Source organism: Myroides phaeus (assembly GCF_009799805.1).
Taxonomy (GTDB): domain Bacteria; phylum Bacteroidota; class Bacteroidia; order Flavobacteriales; family Flavobacteriaceae; genus Flavobacterium; species Flavobacterium phaeum_A.
In genome coordinates, this window is the sequence record NZ_CP047050.1 from 2,897,013 (window position 1) to 2,915,893 (window position 18,881).

Genomic DNA, 18,881 nt, shown 5'->3' on the forward strand with positions numbered 1-18,881 from the left:
AGGAGTATTATTTTTTCTTTTTAGGTGCGATGAACATAGTCATACGCTTACCTTCTAAGACAGGCATACTTTCAACTTTACCAAATTCCTCTAAATCTTGCGCAAGTCTAAGTAATAAAATCTGTCCTTGATCTTTATAAATGATCGAACGTCCTTTAAAGAAAACGAATGCTTTTAACTTAGAACCTTCCTTAAGGAATTTCTCAGCATTTTTCTTTTTGAATTCGTAATCGTGCTCATCTGTTTGAGGACCGAAACGGATCTCTTTTACTGTGATTTGCGTCGATTTAGCCTTTAGCATTTTTTCACGCTTCTTCTGTTCGTAAAGGAATTTTTTGTAATCGATCACTTTACAAACAGGTGGTTCTGCGTTTGGCGAAATTTCTACCAAATCCAATTCTTGCTCTTCTGCAAAGCGCATTGCTTCTGCGAGCTTATAAATACCTGTTTCGACGTTGTCTCCTACAAGACGAACTTCAGGAACGCGGATGGCATTGTTAATTCTATGCGCATCTTTCTTTTCTTCGCGAGGATTTCTTCCTCTGTTTTGTCTTACTGCTATGGCTATAAAATTTTTGGTGCTTGTTCATCAAGCGTTATACAATTTTTATTCTCCAAATTGTTTCATAGAACCTTTTACTTCCTCTTGTACAAGATTGATAAATTCTTCTATTTTCATTGTTTGATTAGATTTACCAGAGTCTCCGTGTTTTCTAACAGAAATCGTTCCGTTTTTCTCTTCATCCTCTCCTACAATTAACATGTAAGGGAATTTTTGTACTTCAGCTTCTCTAATCTTTTTACCGATTGTTTCATTTCGGTTATCTACCAGCGCGCGAATTTCGCTATTTTCCAGCAAATCTAAAACTTTTTTCGCATATTTTTCATACTTCTCACTCAAAGACAGTATAATAGCTTGCTCTGGCATTAACCAAAGTGGGAAATTACCACCTGTATGCTCTAATAAAATCGCTATAAAACGTTCCATAGACCCGAAAGGAGCTCTGTGAATCATAACCGGACGGTGTAATTCATTATCAGAACCTTTATAATTCAAATCAAAACGTTCAGGTAAGTTATAGTCAACTTGGATAGTTCCTAATTGCCAGCTTCTACCTAAAGCATCTTTTACCATAAAGTCTAATTTAGGTCCGTAGAAAGCAGCTTCTCCTGTTTCTACAACATAATTAAGACCTTTATCTTTCGCAGCGTTGATAATTGCTTGTTCAGCTTTCTCCCAATTTTCAACAGAACCGATATATTTCTCAGGGTTGCTTAAATCTCTAACTGATACTTGTGCTGTAAAGTTTTCGAATCCTAAAGAACCAAAAACATACAATACCAAGTCAATTACTTTTTTAAACTCTTCGTCTAATTGTTCCGGCATACAGAAAATGTGTGCATCATCTTGAGTAAACCCACGAACACGAGTTAATCCGTGTAACTCACCCGATTGCTCATAACGGTAAACAGTACCGAACTCAGCAAAACGTTTTGGTAAGTCTTTATAAGACCATGGTTTAGAATTATAAATCTCACAGTGGTGAGGACAGTTCATTGGTTTTAACAAGAACTCTTCTCCTTCCACAGGAGTGTGGATTGGTTGGAAACTATCTGCTCCATACTTAGCGTAGTGACCAGAAGTTACATACAACTCTTTTTGTCCGATATGCGGTGTAACCACTTGCTCATATCCTGCTTTTTTCTGTGCTTTTCTCAAGAAGTACTCTAAACGGTCTCTCAAAGCAGCTCCTTTAGGTAACCATAACGGCAACCCTTGACCTACTCTTTGTGAAAAAGTAAACAATTCTAATTCTTTACCTAATTTTCTATGATCACGTTTTTTAGCCTCTTCAAGCATTTCTAAATACTCAGTAAGGTCTTTTTGTTTAGGGAAAGAAATACCATAAACACGAGTTAACTGTTTATTTTTCTCATCCCCTCTCCAGTAAGCCCCTGCAATAGAAAGCACTTTGAAAGCTTTGATAATTCCTGTATTAGGAATATGTCCACCACGACATAAGTCAGTAAAATTGTCGTGATCACAGAAAGTAATAGTACCATCTTCTAAGTTCTCAATCAATTCTACTTTATATGGGTTGTTATCTTTTTTATAGTATTCCAATGCTTCTGCTTTTGTAGAAGATCTCATTGTAAATTCGTGTTTACCACGAGCTATTTCGATAACTTTTGCTTCAATATTCTTAAAATCAGCATCTGATACTTTGTGATCCATAAAATCAACATCGTAATAGAAACCATTAGCAATTGCAGGTCCTATTGTCAATTTGATTCCAGGGAATAACTCCAATAAAGCTTGCGCCATTACGTGAGAAGTTGAGTGCCAGAAAGCCTTTTTTCCTTCATCATCATTCCATGAGTATAAAACTAAACTACCATCGGTCGTCAATGGGGTCGTGGTTTCGATGGTGGTACCATTGAAGCTTGCAGAAATGATATTTCTTGCTAAACCTTCACTTATACTTTTTGCAACATCGAAAGGAGTAATACCCGAGGCAAACTCTTTCACTGAACCGTCTGGTAATGTAATTTTTATCATAATATGTTTAAAAAATAAAGTGCAAATATACTGTTTTTCCTATAGAATAACAAGATTAAACACATTAGCATTCCCTTTTTTTGATTTTTTACACAGCATTTAATTTGATATTCTTAACATTTCTCCCTTTTCAATGGGATCATTGCCTTTTTTAGACAACTAAATTATCTGCTATGGCTTATAATATCAGCACTTGCGCAATAAAACTCACATAGTCTAATTGAAGTTTTCAGCAACCTATCAAACAGTTAGTTACAGCAATTAAATACAAGATTTAAAAAATCTGTATCTTTTATATTCTACTTGTACATAGCTACTATGCTACTCTAAAAAGCCTTAACTGCTTCCTAAATAAGATACGAAATTTTTACCAGATAAGCAACCTAACAATATGCTTGCTAATCTTTATTTACAACACTTTAATTATTCTTTTTTCCCTTCCTCGCCCTACTTTCTCAGTTTAAAACAAAGACTATTTTCCACTCTAAAAGAAAAAAACTCTCTTTTTGCAAGTTCTCCTTTAATGAGAAATCAGCTTAATTACGCCCCTCTTTATAAAGTTAAGTCCACTCTCCCCTATTTTTTCAAAAAAAGTTCACACCACAACATAATTATAATCAAGCAATTGAAAAAAGACAACAAAAAAATATTTAAAAACATTTGCAAACCCTACTAAATGCACTATATTTGCACTCGCATTACAGAACAAAACGTTCGACTGGAGAAATGGCAGAGTGGTCGAATGCGGCAGTCTTGAAAACTGTTGACTGTAACAGGTCCGGGGGTTCGAATCCCTCTTTCTCCGCTAATTTATAAAAGATAACTTTTTAAAAGTCATCAAAAAAACACAAAACCTATGATTCACAATGAGTTATAGGTTTTTTCTTTTTTAGGGGTATCGCATTTTGTTCAAAAGTGCACCTAAAAAGGTTATAGATTCGGTGCACAAAAAAATATTTAAGTGATGCGCACCTTTCAACTTAGCAAACCCAGACGCCAAAGGGTGCCAGAGAGTTTTAGACTGTGATTTTGGAACGTTTTAATTCGACATTTATTAATATTAAAAACAGTTGAATTATGTTAGAAAAACAGTTATCAATTAATTTCTTTCTTAAACCCAATAGAGAGAAAAGTGATTTAAGAGGAGTTTACCTTAGAATCACAGTAGATGGTATTCGCAAAGAGACTTCTCTTAGTCACAAATGGGATATCAAAAGATGGAACCAAAAAGCAGGTCGTGCCAATGGCGCTAAAGAAGATGCTAAAACGCTAAACTATATCTTAGATACAATCATATCTAAGATTACCAAGTACAAATTAGAGCTCTTAAGTAATGAAGAGCCCATTACTACCTCTGTGCTTATGGATTATATCCAAGGCAAAGGAACTAGTAAGGCTAAAGTTTTAGAAGAATTCCAAAAGCATAACGATGAAATCTTTAAACTTGTGCCTAAAGAGTATGCTATTGGAACACATGAAAGATATGTTACAGCAAGATCACATGTAGCTGAATATATTCGTTATGTATATGGTAAAGAAGATATAGAGTTTAGAGAACTCAATTATGAGTTTGTGCTTGGTTATGAGCACTATTTAAAGACCGTTAGAGCGTGTTCTAATAACACAGCTATAAAGTATATCTCAAACTTCAAGAAGATTGTTTTACGGGCAGTTGCTAAAGGAATTATTGCTTCCAATCCATTTGTACAATACAAACCTAAAAAGACTAAACTCAATAAGAAACCATTAAGTAAAGAAGAGTTATCAATTTTAGAAAACAAAGAGTTTACAAATGAGCGATTAGCTACTGTAAGAGATGTGTTTGTTTTTCAATGTTATACGGGGCTCGCTTATATTGATGTATTTCAACTAAAGAAAAGTGATATTACAAAAGATGAAGAAGGTAATCTGTGGATTAGAATTAACAGACAAAAGACAGATGCTAATATTACTATACCACTACTTCCAAAAGCTATTGAGATAATGGAAAAACATAAGGATCATCCCGCTTGTATTGGTAAAGATATAGTGCTTCCTGTTCGCTCTAATCAAAAGATGAATGAGTACTTAAAAGAGATTGCTTCACTTTGTGAAATTAGTGAGTTAAACACCCATAAAGCAAGAAGAACTTTTGGAAGTACGGTAACTCTTGGCAATGGTGTACCTATTCATGTAGTCAAAGAAATGTTAGGACATCACTCTGTTAAACAAACAGAGGAATACGCTTTAACTGAAGAAGAAGCTATTAAAACTGAAATGCAGATTTTAAAAGGTAAACTTGAAGGGAAATCAAATAAGCAAACGGATAATTATACTGACTTACTTGAGGGTTTAAAAAGCCTAAACCCCGATAAATTAACTCAACTAACTACTTTTATTAATCAGTTAAATGGATAATAGGAACTCCCTTAAATTCTCTACACTTTCTAACAATTCAACTGTAGTTTTGCAAACAAGAAATTTAAGGGAGTCAATTTCCAACCTTTTTAATGAGTAGAAGTTAACTTCTACTCATTAAAAAGGTTCTCTATCTCTTTTCTGTTGTAATAATACGAACCAAGTATTTTGCGACACTGTAATTTACCACTGATACGTAATGTTTGTAGTGAAGCTGGCGAGATACTTAGTAATTGTCTTGCTACTTTTGCCTTTACCCATTCAAGAGAGGTTTCTTTGTTTTGCTTGACTAATAGATCTTTTAATTCTCCAATGATTGTTTGAGCAAACAATCTTAAATCGTCTTTTGTAATTTGACTTTCCATGATAGTTGTTTTTTTGGTTAAACAACTAAACTACAATCAAAACAGATTTCACTTTGTTTTTGGCAGTTTTAGAGTCTATTTGGCTATGAATTTCCTATTAAACAACTATAATATTCTCATATAGGGATATCTTACCGATTATTTTATAACTTTACAATTCAATCTTTTTAAATCATTGGCTTTATCTTTGAGCCTTCTTAACTCAGCTATTAATTATGGAACATAAAATACACCAAGGAAGAAATGTAAAGCGTTTTAGAGAAATGCTTGGAATCAAGCAAGAGGTTCTTGCTTTTGATTTAGGAGAGGATTGGAATCAAAAGAAGATATCTTTACTTGAACAAAAAGAAGTCATTGATAATTCACTGTTGCAACAGATTTCTAAAGTACTTAAAATACCTGTTGAAGCAATTGAGAATTTTGATGAAGAGCAAGCTATTAATATAATATCAAGTACATTTCATGGCACACAAGGCTTGATAAATTATAGTCCAGTTTTTAATAACAACCCTATTGATAAACTAGTTCAACTTCATGAAGAAAAGATTGCTTTGTATGAGCGCATGCTTAAAGAGAAAGATGAAATGATGGTTCGCTTAGAGAAGTTGATTCAAACGAAGTAAATAGATTATTAATAAATATATGAAAGCTTAACCTATGGTTAGGCTTTTTTTTGTGACTTATAAAGACAAATAGAACCTCATTAAGCCAATACATAATATAGGAGGTTTTCAGGAATACTTTTCTGAAAATTTTTTAATTATGTTATATAAACAAACCGTTATTAATGAGCTTTGGGAATTACTTCAAAGACTTATGAAAGATGAAAAGTTACAAGATTTTATTCTTGTAGGAGGAACAGCATTAAGCCTGCAAATAGGTCATCGAATTAGTATTGATATAGACCTATTTTCGACCAAAGATTTTGATTATAAATCGATATCACAACATTTAAAACAAAAACTTAATGCCAATGTAAAGGAAATGTTTAATAATACTATTTTAATGGATATCAATCGAGTTAAAGTAGATATTATTGCACATAAATATCCTTTACAAAAAGAAGTATTGAATATAGACAATGTACGATTAGCTTCTTTAGAAGATATTGGAGCAATGAAACTTCATGCTATTTTTCAAAGCGGAACACGTATCAAAGACTTTGTTGATATGTATTTTCTTTTAGAGCACAATCCTTTGCAAACCTATTTAGATGCTTATAAAAACAAGTATAATGGTAATACAGCATTAGCATCCTATGCGTTAACTTTTTATGAGAATATCTATCGAGATTTTGAGGTTACCTTGATGCATGGAAAAGAAAGTAATTGGGGTACAATGAAAGAACGTTTAGAAAAAGCTGTTGCAAATCCCTCTTTTAAATTCGATTTAGAACCCGATAAAAAAATAGACCAATATGTTAGAAAAAGAGGAATACGCAGATAAACAGTTGCTTAACCTTCATGAAATCACTATATTTATAATATGAAAAAAGAACAAAAACTAACTGATATTTCAACTTTAGGAACTCAATTATTTTGGGACACTGACATTAATAAGCTTGATTATCAGAAAGCATATATTCCCATTATAGTACGTGTAATTGAACGTGGCGATCAGAGTGAAATAGATGAAATCGTTCGGTTGTATAGCAAAGAAAAAGTGCTTCTTACAATATGTAAGGAGATTAAGTTCTTACCTAATTACGCTATTGAAAGAGCCATTAGATTTTTTCCAGAACTTAGAAAAGAAGATATGCTTTGTTATCAAAACAGAAAAGATAAATCCTATCATTGGATATAAGAAAAAGCTAGAGTACATGTAATTTTGTACTCTAGCTTTTTTTGCTTTATTTGGGTAATTAATACTCCTTTCTCTTTACCAATTTTGCGACCTTCGGGAGAAAAACGAGTGGTCTTTGATACTGGAAAATTTTCAATTTGTAAGGACAAAGACACATCTCGATAATTCTTACGTAATCTTATTGAGGAAGATGACATGTATTGTAAACTTATCTTTTGTTAAGGGTATTACTTTTATTTACTAATCTATATGTGTTAAAATATATTTAATAAATTATTTTTTTTAACTAAAAATAAAATTTAGTATAATTAAAAAAAATGAATCCTTTGTGTTAAATTTACAAATACAGGTAACTTTCAATAGGCTTAAGGGAACTCAAAATTTTTAGCTTCAATTTTTCATCACTTTGAAAAGTACAGAGAAGTTATACAAAATCTTATCCCAACACCTCGGAAAAAATTGTAAATTTGAAGAAACAATTTTACTATTGAAACTAAATGAATGCAATTAATCAATATATAACCTTTCTAAAAGAATATAAAAAACTACTTGAAAGAGGTGTGAAAGACGTGTTAAATTCCACTGTTTCGAGTAACTTCATTTGGAACAATGAAATTGACGATTTCATTAATGCGGGTATTTGTGAATCTATATTAACAGACATTTTTACATTTAAATTTAAAAAACAGCCTTTAATTTTCTCATTAGCAAAACCTTTAAAACCCAACATAAATATTCCAAAAAAATTTATTGGAATTATTGAGTTTGATGAAGTCAAGAATAAGTTTGAAAGCATAAATGGAGATGAACAAGAACTTCAGAACTTTCAAAGTTCAATAGAAGGTAAAACTGAAATAGAAAAATTAAAAAAGTTCAAGAGTAATAAAGAGGTTTATTCAAAGCTATATAGGGCATATAATGACATCAAAAATGATTCAAATTTAGAAATTGTTTTAAGTGTTGGATTCGTTCAATATTCAAAACTTAACACTAATGGAAACTTATCGAAAACCAATCAACACTTATTTCATTTTCCACTATTTTTAGATATTGATTCAAACAATGTGGTGAAAATCGTATTTTCAACATTAGAAAATCCTTATGTAGATTTTTTCTTTCTAAATAACACTCCTATAGAGAAAGAAATATTATCAAATATTGTAGATAAATTTGAAGAACAAATTATGGAATTAGGCTATGAATATATTTATGAAAATGATTTTAAAGAGTTAATCTCAAAATCTATTCAAAAAATTTCTAGTAATTCTGAGTTTGAAAATTCTGTATATAGACCAGAAAGCGACAATTTTAGAGAAGGTCATTTTAGAATTTCATTTTCTCCAGCTATAAATATCAAACAAAGAAAACCACGTTTTTTTGAAAAATTAACCGACTCAATCATTAAGTATAATGGAGAAAATGAAATTGAAGCGAAGTTATTCAATTTATTAGTAAGAAATCCTGATTCATTAGGAAATAATTCATATACTAAACCAAACTATTTTAAAGATAAACTTTTTGAAACATATAAATACAAGGCCAAAAACTTAAATGGAGAGGACGACTTTTCTGTTTTTTTTCCTCTTCCATTTAACAAAGAGCAAAAACAGATTTATGAAAATTATTTAAAGAACAGATTAACAGTTGTAACAGGTCCTCCAGGAACAGGAAAGTCACATACAATTGTAAATATTCTTTGCTCTTTGTTAGCTCAAGGTAAAAGAGTTCTTGTTACAGCTCAAACAGACAAGGCTTTAGAATCATTATTAGATAAGATACCAGAAACTTTTGATGATTTAATTTTTACAAAAATTCAATTAGAAACCAATCAAAATAGGTTTTCTTTAGAAAAAAGCATTGGAAAGATTTCAAAAATTCTTACAGATAATTTTTACCTAAATATTGATTCTAAAATAGATGAATTAGACAGTTTAAAAGGAGAATATATAAAACTTAAATCTGAAATTATCCAAACTCTTGAAAAAGAATATACACAAATTAAAATCAATGATTCTTTTAACAATTTAAGAGCCTATCAAATAGTTGAAAAATTTGAATCTAAAGATTCAAAAGAATGGAGTTGGATTCAAGATGAACTCACACATGAAGAATTATCTAATTTTGAAATAATTAGACAAGATATATTGAAGTATAAAGAATTATATGATATAGAAATTCGATATAGTAATTCTTTAGATATTGATATTTCAATAGTTTTAGACAAATTGGAGCATTTTGATTTTAAACATTTTCTTTCAATTCAAGAAAATTACAATCAGCAATTAATTCATTTAGGATTAACGGAATATTCTAAAGATAAGGTTTTAAAAATACAGTTAGAAAAAATAACAGATATTACGAGTAAATTTTCAACATCTGATATTGTTCTAAAAAATATTAAAGAATTAGATCAGCTTCAAAAACAAATCAATTTTTATGTTTCAAAAGAGAATCTGACAACAAATAAAGGTTTCAGTGATCTTATACACAATGGAACACAATATCTTTTAGACATAGAAACCTATTTGTCTTTTGCTGAAAATGGTAAAGCAGGTTTTTTAACAAGACTTGCAAATTCAAATTTTAAACGAGTTTCATATTTGGAGCAATTTACTATTAATGGTAAAAAATGTAATAATAAAATTGAAATATTTCAATTAAAATCTCTAATTGAAAACCTTCTTGTCATCAATAATAATTTCAATGCATTGAAAGAAAGTGGTTATTCATTTTCTTTTGATGATAATTCTAATTTATTTGAAAAATATAAGGTTTTAAATGATGTTCTAAAGAAAGTAGAAAACAACAAAAATGTTGTTTCTCAAATCCAGTTTGATTCTGATTTCATAAATTTCGCAGAATATAGTCAGATTAATTTATTTAATATTGATGAATTATCCAGGAAAGCAATTTTATTAAAAGAGGATTTTGAAAAACTACAAAATCTAAGTAATAACTTGACTGACCAAAAACAAATGCTTCAAGATCTTGACAGTATTATAGATCAATCAACGATGAAAGCAATTTTTTCAGAATTTTTACCTGTGAATAAAATTGATAATGTTCCAAAATTTGAACACTTAAAAAGCAAATTTCTTGAAGTAGGTAGACAAATTGAAATTGAACAGACTTTTAATAATCTAAAAAAGTCTCTAATTAACTTACTTCCGAATACTTTTGCGTCTCTTAATAATGTTCCTAATCATTATATTTTAAGTGAGAACTTTGAATATGCTTCTGCAAATAAGTTTATAAAACAAAATGAATTTATTGATTTACAAAAATGTCAGGAAGAATTGTTTTTTATCAATAAAAAAATATTTCAAGCCAAATGCGATATTTTATTTGATTTAGCCAAATCAAATTTTAAGAATAAGTTTGAGAAAGATGAAATTGATGCATTCATAAATCTTTTAGAAGCGTATAAATACAATCTTTCTCAAAGCACTAGAAAAATTCGAAATCAAACACAATATCAAATATTAACTCGTAAAAATAGCATTGATATAAGTAAACGTTTATCATGTTGGGTGATGAAATTTAACGATGTTTTAAATTCAGTCGGAAGTGAACCTGAAATCTTTGATTGTATTATTGTAGATGAAGCGAGTCAGTTAGATTTCAATAGCCTTATTTTAAGCTATTATGCTGAAAATATGATAATAGTTGGAGATGACAAACAAACATCTCCAAGTAGTTTAACAGGTGCAGATGGCAACGATTTTGAGGCTATAAAAAACAAATATCTGAAATTTTTAGGTACTAATGCACTTCATATAAAAAGTGATAATAGTTTGTTTATGCTTTCGAAAATGGTTGCGGGGACTTCTAATTTATCACTTAAAGAACATTTTAGATGTGTTCCTGAAATCATAGAATTTTCAAAAAGAGAATTCTATGATAATTCACTAAGGCCTTTAAAACAAATTAATTCAAACAGACTAAATCCAAAAGAAACTTTTTTTGTTAAAGATGCTTTTGCTGAAGATAAAATAGTTCACAAAGAGGTTCAAGAAATAAAGCGGTTTCTTCAAAAAATTTTGAATGATGAATTGTATATTAATAAATCAATAGGTGTAGTTAGTTTAGGAACTGTAAACCACACTGAGAAGCTTAAAGATATAAAAGAGGATCTAGCATCTGAATTTGGAAAGGAAAAAATAGATAAACATAAACTAATTATTGAGGATTCTCCTAAATTTCAAGGAGATGAAAGAGATGTTATGATAGTTTCATTAGGTGTCGCATTGGATTTTATAAAATTAAAAGAAAATCAAAATGCAAAACCAAGAGCAATAATAAGTAGTCAAGATGAATTTAAGAAAATTAATGTTGCTTTAAGTAGAGCAAAAGAACAGATGATTTTGTTTCATTCTGTCAAATTTGACCATTTACAACCAAATGATTTCCGAAATAAAATTCTTGCTTTTTTCAATGATGAAGTAAAACTTATGCAACCTTTACAAATTGATAATTATAATATTGAAAGATTTAGACATAATGTTCCTGAACCATTTGATAGTTGGTTCGAATATGATATAACAAAATTTCTTATTGAAAAGGGATACAGTTATATTCAACCTCAATATAATGTAAAAGAAGCTGAACTTTTTTATAATCATAAGCTGAAAAAGGATGTTTATATAAATTTCAAAATAGATTTAGTTGTTTACCACAACGGTAAAATGATTGCAATTGAATGTGATGGGGATCCATTTCATTCACTTCCTGAAGATGTAATCTATGATATAGAAAGACAAGAATTTTTAGAACGTGTTGGCTGGAAAGTATATCGTGTACTCTATTCTGCATTTAAGAGAAACCCGCAAGTAGAAATTGAAAAAATGATTGACTTTATCGAAAAGAATACTAAAAAAGATACTACAATAATTGTTCAGCAACCAATTCAAGCTCGGGAAGTTTCTGAGAATGGATTAAATGGTTATGAAGAAGTAGGAGGTAATAATTCAAAAGATGTTTCTTAGGTATTAAAAAAAGAAATTGTTCTCATCAGATAGACTCTTGTTATTTTAAGTTGTTAAACTGTAAAAGTACTTTCATAATTTTACAGCTAAATGTATTTTATATACATATTTATCCAAGTACTAAGTTACTTATTGAATTACAACGTAATATGTATATATATGTATTCATATATATACAAATATATTCACATTATACTTTTAGAAGATATACCTGATATTTAAGAAGTGTGCGTTATGAAAATTGCTTTTAAATTATATTAGTAAAAGTTACTGCAAAAGTAACAGCAAGTTATGTTTTGAGGCACTCGAAATTGAGATTCGAGCTTTCAAAACGACTTGCTCTTGCAGAGGGCTGGAAAACTACTCCGAAGTCGTTAGTTTTGTCTAAAAAAGTCGATAGACTCAAAATATTGAGTAGTTTACGTATTTTTTTTAAAAAAATAAAAACAATTACTTATGTTTGAAAATAATATTTAACTAATCGAAATATAGATATACGTGTTATTATATGAAATTACATTGTAATTTATTTTGTTATAAACAAACTTAAGTAACCAATATCAAAAATATCAATATGATAGATACATACAGAATAGGTAAAGATGGGGTTAAGGTGACTTTTCCATCAAGTGGATATACTTACAGAGAAGGAAAAGATGGTCGTGTAGTTGCATTTCCATTAAGCGGACATACTTACCGTGAAGGAAAAGATGGTCGTGTAGTTGCATTTCCATTAAGCGGACATACTTACCGTGAAGGAAAAGACGGACGTATAGTTGCATTTCCATTAAGCGGACATACTTACCGTGAAGGAAAAGATGGTCGTGTAGTTGCATTTCCATTAAGCGGACATACTTACCGTGAAGGAAAAGACGGACGTATAGTTGCATTTCCATTAAGCGGATATACTTACCGTGAAGGAAAAGACGGACGTATAGTTGCATTTCCATTAAGCGGATATACTTACCGTGAAGGAAAAGACGGACGAATTATTGTGAAGAAATTATAGTAAAATGGACTACGAAGAAATAATATTGAATGGAAAACCAATAGTAAAATCCAGAATTGATGGGGATTTTGAAGGTTTTGAAGATGAAAACTTATTTCCTTTATATAATGGACAATATTGGATACAAAAAAACTACAAGTATTGGTATCACTATTCGTATATGGCCAACATTACTATTTATATATTTAATAACAGATATTTTTTAACTGTTGACGGTCAAAATCAATTCGTAGAGGTAGAATTAATACAAGAAGTTAGTAAAGCAACTATTGTTAATGACTTTAATGGATGGTCTGGAGATACAATTTTTGAACTTGACAATGGTCAAGTTTGGAAACAAAATGAATATGAATATGACTATAATTATTCATATAGGCCAGATGCTATAATTTATTCAAATGGTTGTAATTATAAAATTTTAGTCGAAGGAAAAAGTATTGGGGTAAAAAGAATCAAATAAAACCTATTTATAACAGTAATTTGAAGCTTCAGATATCTATTCCATAACTAGCGTCAAGCCCTAAAACATTAGCCTCACTCTATAAATATATCAACAGAATTTATGGATTTCCGTAATAGAATTAAAGAAAGTTTTAATATGTTTGAAAAAAATGCTGTTTCACTATCTACATTTAAAAAAAACAATTTTAATTCGGATAGTTTTGCTATTTGTAATAAGGTAGTTTTGTAAGTGTCTAATTTTCCTAAACTACTATATCAGTAGCGTATTTAGTGAAATTGCAATAATAACCCATATATTAACTACACAAACCGTGATAGAAAAACGAATTAAAGATTTAAAAAATGATTTATATAAATCTGATTTAGATCAAGAACAGATTTTCCAAAAGCATTTGATAGATATTAGCACTTTCATAACTGAAAGTACTACATATGATTATGAATATCAAATCCGAAAAATAATATCTCAACATCTTGATGTCCATTTAAATGAGGTAGTCATTGTAGGTTCCTCAAAATTAGGATACAGCCTAAGTCCTAAAAAATTGTATAATGAATTCGATCATAAATTTAAAACAACGCAACTTAAAAAAGACAAATCAGATATTGATGTTGCTGTAATATCTCCACTATTATTTGCAGAATTAAAGAAAAAACTATACGACTTCACTGATGGATTAACTTTGGACTGGAACAGCAATGAATATTACAATGAATATAAACCTGTAAATATAAATTATAAGTTATTTCAATACATTTGCAAAGGATGGTTTAGACCAGACTTCAAACCAGTAGGATTCGAAATATGTAAATGTGGAAATTTTGAAAGTTTAAAACAAGAGATTTACGCTGTAAGCAAAAGAAAATTAGGTTTAGCGATATATGAAGATTGGTTTTATTTTAAAAGTTATCACTTACACAATTTAAACCAACTTAAATTAAAATCAAAGACTGAGGTACTATGAGTATAAAAAAATTAAATGCTAGTGTTCCAGCCAATAATTGGAAAATTATAGAATTATATAACAAAATTAAAAAAGAAGAATTAGATCCTTCTCCTTCATTTCAAAGAAAACTTGTTTGGAAGAAACAACATAAATATAGATTCATAGAAACTATACTTATGAATTTTCCTTTTCCTGAAATTTATATTGCTCCAGGAGAATTAAATACAGAGACTTTAACTCTTCAAGACCTAATTGTTGATGGGCAACAACGTTGTACAACAATTGTAAACTATATTGAAGGCAAGGATGTATTTGCAAACAGAAATCAAAGTATTAAACTATTTAATGAGTTATCCAAAGAGGAAAAAGAGGACTTTTTAAACTTTGAAGTATCTGTACGTTATTTAAAAAATGCAGAAAAGGATCAAATTAAAGAAATTTTTCAAAGAATTAATAGTACTGAATATTCATTAAATGCTATAGAAAGAGATAATGCAAAATGGGGAGATAGTGAATTTATTTCATTTGCGAAGCAAATAATTGATGAAGATGATAAAATCAATTATGACATTATATCTTATAAATTACTACCTGAAAATAAATCTTTACTAAACGATTTCTTTGTAAATGAATTTAAAATTTTCTCAGAAAACGATATTAAGAGAATGCTTGCTTTGCAATATCTTCTAACTTTAATTACAACCCTTATTGAAGGTAATTATTTTAGAAGAAATGATAAAATCCAAAATTATATAGAGCAATTTAATGAAGAGTTTATGGATGCATCTATATATGAATTTGGTCTTGTAGACTGTGTTAAGTTTATCAACAAGTTAGAATTACCTGAAAAGTCATATTGGTTCAACAAAGCAAATGTTTTCACAATAATTTGCGAACTTTTTAAATTTGATAATATTGATAATATAGACTATCAAGTTTTTAAAGATAAACTTATAGAAATTGAGACTAATAACAAAGAATACAGAAATAGCTCAGATAATTATAAGGAAAAAATTGAAGGTGAAATAAAATATTTTGAAGTAGCAAAAGAAGCTGTAAATGAACAATCTTCTCGTGAATTCAGAGGGAAATTTATTAATGACAGAATTATTTTATCACTAAAATAATACATTGGCTAACAATGTATTGCTACAAACGAGACTAAAGTGTTAAATTTAAATTTCAGGTTTCTATTGGGCAAAAAACTGATGTTATGAACTTTTTTCTTAAATTAAATTGGATGACTTGTTTAACGTGTACTTAAATTGAAACTTTGCAATTCAATTTCTGTAACTGGCACTAAACCTCAAAATGTTATGTAATGCATTATGAATGAATACTTTAATCAAAACCCTGATAATATTTTAATTCATTTTACTTCTAAAATTGAATACTTAGTGTCAATTATTGAAGAATCACAATTCAGATTAAAATATTGTAAAGAAGAGTTTTGTATAACTAACGAAACAATTGTTTCTAAGAATGTCCATCCTATGGTCTGTTTTAGTGAACAAAATTTAAAGGAAATTCAAAATAAAGAAATAACTTATGGAAAGTTTGGAATTTCACTGTCAACGGATTGGATAATTAAAAATAATATTCAACCAGTTATGTATATTGAAAAAAATTCACCTGTTGCTAATTCACTAGCTATATTATTAGAACATAGACGTTCATTACCTGAAGGACATAAATTACGTCTTCCAATTATGACAATTCGTGGTTTTGTTAAAAATACAGTAGGTTATAATAGTTATTTTGACCAAAAAGATTTTGTATTTAAAACAGAAAATGAATGGCGATTTTTACCCTCTAAGAAACAAATTGGAAATGGATATATTTCAGAAAACAGGACTACATTTCTAAGTAATGAAGATAAATACAATAGTAAACTTATAAAATATCCTTTGAGATTTACACATCAAGAAATAACAAAAATATTTTATGATGATGAACAGAGTTATAATTTGCTAAAACAGAAATTTCCTGATTTAGTAAGCAAAATGGAAAAATATAGTTGGAAGTAAAAACATCACATAGGTTTTCCAAAATGGTTGTTTAAGTGAAATATCGAATTTATTTTTTAATCAAAAAAAACAATGTTATTGCTTTTTGTCTTAAAATTAATTATAAAATGTATATTTGATATAGAATCAAACGATTCCAATCATAGTTTAAAACTTTCCGAATAAGGTGCTCACTACAATTTAAAAAAGTGAACCTCCCTATTTATAAAGCATACGAGATAAAAGAGGCTAACCCTCTTTCTCCGCAATAAACACTGATACTTAATCAGTTAAAGCATAAACACCCAATTTTACACCCAAAAATGTAAAGTTGGGTTTTTTAATTTAGGTTACAAAAAATCTAATGGACTTGGTGTCGATTTCTTATCTACATCTGTAATATGAGTGTAAATCATGGTTGTTCTAATATCACTATGCCCTAATAATTCTTGTACAACCCGAATGTCAATTCCGCTTTTTATTAAATGTGTGGCGTATGAATGACGCAAAGTATGCACACTGCCTTTTGTTACAATATTGGCTTTTTTCATTGACTTTTTCAAAACTAACTGAACACTTCTTTCGCTGTATTGCTCATCATTAGTTCCTTCAAATAAAAATATTTTGGGTTTATATTCAATATAATATTCTCGCAACAAACTTAATAACTTATCAGGTAAAGCTACTAGCCTATCTTTATTCCCTTTGCTTTGTTGTATTAATAGTAAATTACTGTCGGATTTTACATCGGTTAGTTTAAGATTTATTAACTCACTTAAGCGTAATCCACAACTGTAAATAGTGGTAAGAATTGCTTTATGCTTTAAATTTTCTGTAGCATTTAATATTTTTCTCACTTCTTCTTGAGAAAAGAAAGTAGGCAGTTGGGTTGATTTTCGTTTAGGATATAAATAATTTAACTCTATCGATTGATTATTGACCAACTCATAAATCTTCTTAATTGCCCCAACTAAAGAGCGTTGATAAGATGCACTAATATTGTCTTGAAATACTTTTTCATTAATAAAACCCTCTATTTCAGCAATAGGTATTTCGTTGAGCGTACGATATTTATTCATATACTCTAAGAATATTTGTGCATAACCACAATACGATTTTATGGTATTATTGGCGTAGCGTTGCACTTGCAATCGGTCGTGTAAGGTTTTTAATATTGTTTCGCTATCCATACTTAAATAAATCTAATTTAACCTATTTTGTTTCGCTATCCACAAAAAATAACTTACTAAGTATCTAATTTACAAAAAAAGTAATTATATTAGCAACAGATTTTACGAAATGCGCATATAGGTGTTATTTTACGAAACTACACCGTGTTTTATTTCGTGAAATAACAATGTTGGCGGTAATTTGAAGAAACAATTAACAACGAAAAACATTCAAGAAAATGAAGCTATAAGTAACTGTAAGATAGAATAAGAATTGAAATATCCTTTAATACGCAAAGTAGAAAGGGCGATTGTTAATATTAAAAAATTAGAAAATGACACAGCTACAAATGATTGACAAAACAAAGTCAATAGCTCAAAATGATAAAAATATTTCTGCCGTATTTATGTACGGGTCATTTACCAAAAATGAAGGGGACAAATATTCAGATATTGAATTCTACATCTTCTTGAAGGATAAAGAAAAATTTTCCGCTGAAAATTGGGTAAGCCAAATTCATCCTTTGGCATTATATTTTACCAACGAGTTTGGAAGTGAAGTTGCCATTTTTGAAAATATGATAAGGGGGGAGTTTCATTTTTTGACAAACGACCAAATGGAAGTTATCAAATCGTGGGACGGATCGGTAGAGTTTAGCGACTTTGACAAGATGATTTTAGTAGATAAAGAAGATTTATTGACTAACACGCTCAAAGAAATAAAAACTAAAGTACCTGATCGAACAACAAATGAAAATATCCTGTGGTTGAGCCAATCGTTGTTGAATGTTTTACTTACAACAAGCAACTTAATTAAACGACAGGAATTTGCTCACGCTTACCAAAGCTTATCAAATGTTCAAAAATATTTACTTTGGTTAATAAGAATTGAAACATACCAAACCAAACATTGGGAAAGTCCAACAAAAAACTTGGAAAAAGACATAGATCCAGATTGGTATTCGTTATTTCAGCAGACAACATCAGAATTAGATCCGACAAATATTAAAACAGCTTTCAAGAAGACATTAACATTGACTGAAAAACTTTTTGATAATCTTGGAGTTGAAGCAAAATTAAAGGGGGTATTAAGGAGAATTGAATAAATAAACTACCGCCAACATTGTATAAGCGTAATGCGGGCGAAGTGGCTAAAATTTAGTATTTTGCCATCTATC

The 18,881-nt window shown here is 29.5% G+C and carries 15 protein-coding genes and 1 tRNA gene; 12 read left to right on the plus strand and 4 right to left on the minus strand.

Translation table 11 applies throughout. The features are described 5' to 3' along the window. Positions 1 to 7: 7 nt before the first annotated feature. Together infC and thrS are read right to left on the minus strand one after the other, a co-directional pair. Entirely contained in the window at positions 8 to 562 is a 555-nt protein-coding gene (gene infC / locus GQS07_RS12840) for a translation initiation factor IF-3 (protein WP_090409696.1), read from the minus strand. Between the two features lie 45 nt (positions 563 to 607). Next, positions 608 to 2,560 carry a threonine--tRNA ligase gene (gene thrS / locus GQS07_RS12845; RefSeq protein WP_090409698.1) on the minus strand — a complete coding sequence of 651 codons (1,953 nt, stop codon included), beginning with the start codon at positions 2,558 to 2,560 and terminating at the stop codon, positions 608 to 610. Positions 2,561 to 3,280: 720 nt separating this feature from the next. On the opposite strand from thrS, the gene GQS07_RS12850 reads away from it, so the two are divergent. Both GQS07_RS12850 and GQS07_RS12855 read left to right on the plus strand, forming a co-directional pair. Next, positions 3,281 to 3,365, plus strand: a tRNA-Ser gene (locus GQS07_RS12850). A 272-nt stretch (positions 3,366 to 3,637) separates the two neighbouring features. Then, entirely contained in the window at positions 3,638 to 4,957 is a 1,320-nt protein-coding gene (locus tag GQS07_RS12855; protein WP_158211173.1) for a site-specific integrase, read from the plus strand. A 110-nt stretch (positions 4,958 to 5,067) separates the two neighbouring features. Here the strand turns inward: GQS07_RS12855 and GQS07_RS12860 are convergent, their stop codons facing one another. Then, positions 5,068 to 5,322, minus strand: a complete 255-nt coding sequence (locus GQS07_RS12860) for a DNA-binding protein (RefSeq protein ID WP_158211174.1) — start codon at positions 5,320 to 5,322, stop codon at positions 5,068 to 5,070. A 215-nt stretch (positions 5,323 to 5,537) separates the two neighbouring features. On the opposite strand from GQS07_RS12860, the gene GQS07_RS12865 reads away from it, so the two are divergent. From GQS07_RS12865 to GQS07_RS12905, 9 genes are all read left to right on the plus strand, one after another. After that, positions 5,538 to 5,945 carry a helix-turn-helix domain-containing protein gene (locus tag GQS07_RS12865; protein ID WP_158211175.1) on the plus strand — a complete coding sequence of 136 codons (408 nt, stop codon included), beginning with the start codon at positions 5,538 to 5,540 and terminating at the stop codon, positions 5,943 to 5,945. A 139-nt stretch (positions 5,946 to 6,084) separates the two neighbouring features. After that, entirely contained in the window at positions 6,085 to 6,768 is a 684-nt protein-coding gene (locus GQS07_RS12870; RefSeq protein WP_158211176.1) for a nucleotidyl transferase AbiEii/AbiGii toxin family protein, read from the plus strand. A 39-nt stretch (positions 6,769 to 6,807) separates the two neighbouring features. Then, positions 6,808 to 7,125: a DUF6922 domain-containing protein gene (locus tag GQS07_RS12875; protein WP_006260078.1), complete on the plus strand. Its 318-nt coding sequence runs from the start codon at positions 6,808 to 6,810 to the stop codon at positions 7,123 to 7,125. 497 nt (positions 7,126 to 7,622) lie between these two features. Next, the gene (locus GQS07_RS12880; RefSeq protein ID WP_158211177.1) at positions 7,623 to 12,110 is read left to right on the plus strand and encodes an AAA family ATPase; all 4,488 of its coding nucleotides are present in this window, start codon (positions 7,623 to 7,625) and stop codon (positions 12,108 to 12,110) included. A gap of 574 nt (positions 12,111 to 12,684) precedes the next feature. After that, positions 12,685 to 13,119: an InlB B-repeat-containing protein gene (locus tag GQS07_RS12885; protein ID WP_158211178.1), complete on the plus strand. Its 435-nt coding sequence runs from the start codon at positions 12,685 to 12,687 to the stop codon at positions 13,117 to 13,119. 4 nt (positions 13,120 to 13,123) lie between these two features. Continuing rightward, positions 13,124 to 13,579 carry a hypothetical protein gene (locus GQS07_RS13720; protein WP_199269100.1) on the plus strand — a complete coding sequence of 152 codons (456 nt, stop codon included), beginning with the start codon at positions 13,124 to 13,126 and terminating at the stop codon, positions 13,577 to 13,579. A 313-nt stretch (positions 13,580 to 13,892) separates the two neighbouring features. Further along, positions 13,893 to 14,546, plus strand: a complete 654-nt coding sequence (locus tag GQS07_RS12895; RefSeq protein WP_158211179.1) for a hypothetical protein — start codon at positions 13,893 to 13,895, stop codon at positions 14,544 to 14,546. After that, positions 14,543 to 15,655: a DUF262 domain-containing protein gene (locus tag GQS07_RS12900; protein ID WP_158211180.1), complete on the plus strand. Its 1,113-nt coding sequence runs from the start codon at positions 14,543 to 14,545 to the stop codon at positions 15,653 to 15,655. Before GQS07_RS12895 ends, GQS07_RS12900 begins: the two co-directional genes overlap by 4 nt. 201 nt (positions 15,656 to 15,856) lie before the next feature. Next, complete coding sequence (locus GQS07_RS12905; RefSeq protein ID WP_158211181.1) at positions 15,857 to 16,555, plus strand: abortive infection system antitoxin AbiGi family protein; 699 nt, start codon at positions 15,857 to 15,859, stop codon at positions 16,553 to 16,555. A gap of 329 nt (positions 16,556 to 16,884) precedes the next feature. On the opposite strand, the gene GQS07_RS12910 is transcribed toward GQS07_RS12905, so the two are convergent. Then, positions 16,885 to 17,724 carry a tyrosine-type recombinase/integrase gene (locus GQS07_RS12910; protein WP_006260881.1) on the minus strand — a complete coding sequence of 280 codons (840 nt, stop codon included), beginning with the start codon at positions 17,722 to 17,724 and terminating at the stop codon, positions 16,885 to 16,887. A 314-nt stretch (positions 17,725 to 18,038) separates the two neighbouring features. Between GQS07_RS12910 and lnu(I) the strand changes: the two genes are divergently transcribed. After that, positions 18,039 to 18,809: a lincosamide nucleotidyltransferase Lnu(I) gene (gene lnu(I) / locus GQS07_RS12915; RefSeq protein WP_158211182.1), complete on the plus strand. Its 771-nt coding sequence runs from the start codon at positions 18,039 to 18,041 to the stop codon at positions 18,807 to 18,809. Positions 18,810 to 18,881: the final 72 nt, after the last annotated feature.